1 pseudogene is annotated in these 245 nt (G+C 60.0%); it reads left to right on the forward strand.

Going from position 1 to position 245, the window contains the following annotated elements:
• A pseudogene (locus PKKP23_RS33670) lies at positions 1 to 245 on the forward strand (ISNCY family transposase); the annotation flags it as partial.

The raw sequence follows: 245 nt of genomic DNA on the forward strand, positions 1-245 counted from the left end.
CCTATCGCGTGCCGCGCAAGGTCACGAATGCGCTGACGGTGCAGTATGACCGGGTGATGTATCTGCTGCAGGACACGGTAGCCAACCGCAACCTGATCCACCAGTACGTGGAGGTCGTCGAGTATCCAGACGGAAGGATCGAGATTCAGGCTGACGGCATCGTGTTGCCGTACACGGAATACGACCGCATTGCGCGGATCGACCAGGGCGCCGAGATCGACAACAAGCGCCTCTCGCATGCGCTT

Source organism: Paraburkholderia kururiensis JCM 10599 = LMG 19447, assembly GCF_003986935.1.
Taxonomy (GTDB): Bacteria; Pseudomonadota; Gammaproteobacteria; order Burkholderiales; family Burkholderiaceae; genus Paraburkholderia; species Paraburkholderia kururiensis.